This window comes from Microbulbifer maximicatervae (SeqCode) (genome assembly GCF_052468095.1).
Map to the genome: position 1 here is coordinate 2,501 of NZ_CP174332.1, position 2,500 is coordinate 5,000.

The following is a 2,500-nucleotide window of genomic DNA, read 5'->3' on the forward strand; positions in this document are numbered from 1 at the left end:
TGTGTGTCTCTCAAGCACACAATCCGGCGTTCAGGATTTACCTGGATGTTAAAAGTCGTTAGTAGTCGTTTGTGTTGTATGGTCAAGCGACTAAGCGTATACGGTGGATGCCTTGGCAGCTGGAGGCGATGAAGGACGTAGGAGCCTGCGAAAAGTCTAGGGGAGCTGGCACACAAGCTTTGATCCTAGAATGTCCGAATGGGGAAACCCACTCCTTTTAGGAGTATCCATAACTGAATACATAGGTTATGGAGGCGAACCCGGGGAACTGAAACATCTAAGTACCCGGAGGAAAAGAAATCAACCGAGATTCCCTTAGTAGCGGCGAGCGAACGGGGATTAGCCCTTAAGCTCTTTATGTTTTAGTGGAAGGTTCTGGAAAGTACCGCGATACAGGGTGATAGCCCCGTACACGAAAAGGCATTTAGAGTGAAATCGAGTAGGTCGGGACACGTGTTATCTTGACTGAATATGGGGGGACCATCCTCCAAGGCTAAATACTCCCAGCTGACCGATAGTGAACCAGTACCGTGAGGGAAAGGCGAAAAGAACCCCGGAGAGGGGAGTGAAATAGAACCTGAAACCGTATACGTACAAGCAGTAGGAGCCCTTCGGGGTGACTGCGTACCTTTTGTATAATGGGTCAGCGACTTATTGTCTGTAGCAAGGTTAACCGCTTAGGGGAGCCGTAGAGAAATCGAGTCTTAATAGGGCGTTTAGTTGCAGGCAATAGACCCGAAACCCGGCGATCTATCCATGGGCAGGTTGAAGGTTGAGTAACATCAACTGGAGGACCGAACCCACTAATGTTGAAAAATTAGGGGATGACCTGTGGATCGGAGTGAAAGGCTAATCAAGCCGGGAGATAGCTGGTTCTCCTCGAAAGCTATTTAGGTAGCGCCTCGCGTCTCACCCTCGGGGGTAGAGCACTGTTTGGGCTAGGGGGTCATCCCGACTTACCAACCCCATGCAAACTCCGAATACCGAGGAGTGCAATCGCGGGAGACACACGGCGGGTGCTAACGTCCGTCGTGGAAAGGGAAACAACCCAGACCGCCAGCTAAGGTCCCAAATATCAGTTAAGTGGGAAACGATGTGGGAAGGCCCAGACAGCTAGGAGGTTGGCTTAGAAGCAGCCATCCTTTAAAGAAAGCGTAATAGCTCACTAGTCGAGTCGGCCTGCGCGGAAGATATACCGGGGCTCAAACTGATAACCGAAGCTGCGGATGCTCTTAGGAGCATGGTAGAGGAGCGTTGTGTAAGCCGTTGAAGGTGGATCGGGAGGTCTGCTGGAGGTATCACAAGTGCGAATGCTGACATGAGTAACGATAAGGGAGGTGAAAAACCTCCCCGCCGGAAGACCAAGGGTTCCTGTCCAACGCTAATCGGGACAGGGTTAGTCGACCCCTAAGGCGAGGGCGAAAGCCGTAGTCGATGGGAAACAGGTTAATATTCCTGTACTCGCTATTACTGCGACGGAGTGACGGAGAAGGCTAGGCCAGCATGGCGATTGGTTGTCCATGTTTAAGGTTGTAGGCTGGGGACTTAGGCAAATCCGGGTCCCTAAGGCTGAGAACTGATGACGAAGCCCACTTAGTGGGTGAAGTGGTTGATGCCCTGCTTCCAGGAAAAACTTCTAAGCTTCAGGTAATAGTGAATCGTACTCTAAACCGACACAGGTGGTCAGGTAGAGAATACCAAGGCGCTTGAGAGAACTCTGGTGAAGGAACTAGGCAAAATGGTACCGTAACTTCGGGAGAAGGTACGCCGGTTTTGGTGATGGGACTTGCTCCCTAAGCTGAGGCCGGTCGAAGTGACCAGGTGGCTGCGACTGTTTATTAAAAACATAGCACTCTGCAAACTCGTAAGAGGACGTATAGGGTGTGACGCCTGCCCGGTGCCGGAAGGTTAATTGATGGGGTTAGCTTCGGCGAAGCTCTTGATCGAAGCCCCGGTAAACGGCGGCCGTAACTATAACGGTCCTAAGGTAGCGAAATTCCTTGTCGGGTAAGTTCCGACCTGCACGAATGGCGTAACGATGGCCACGCTGTCTCCACCAGAGACTCAGTGAAATTGAAATCGCTGTTAAGATGCAGTGTACCCGCGGCTAGACGGAAAGACCCCGTGAACCTTTACTACAGCTTTGCACTGAACTTTGAGCCTATTTGTGTAGGATAGGTGGGAGGCTTTGAAGCAATGACGCTAGTTGTTGTGGAGCCGTCCTTGAAATACCACCCTGGTATGTTTGAGGTTCTAACTCTGGTCCGTTATCCGGATCGAGGACAGTGTATGGTGGGTAGTTTGACTGGGGCGGTCTCCTCCCAAAGAGTAACGGAGGAGTACGAAGGTGCACTCAGCATGGTCGGAAATCATGCAATGAGCATAATGGTATAAGTGCGCTTGACTGCGAGACAGACATGTCGAGCAGGTACGAAAGTAGGTCATAGTGATCCGGTGGTTCTGTATGGAAGGGCCATCGCTCAACGGATAAAAGGTACTC

The 2,500-nt window shown here is 51.2% G+C and carries 1 rRNA gene (only partly in view); it reads left to right on the top strand.

Annotated features, from left to right (window positions below):
- Positions 1–80 precede the first annotated feature (80 nt).
- Positions 81–2,500, top strand: a 23S ribosomal RNA gene (locus tag ACJJIL_RS00020) (it continues 462 nt past the right edge of the window).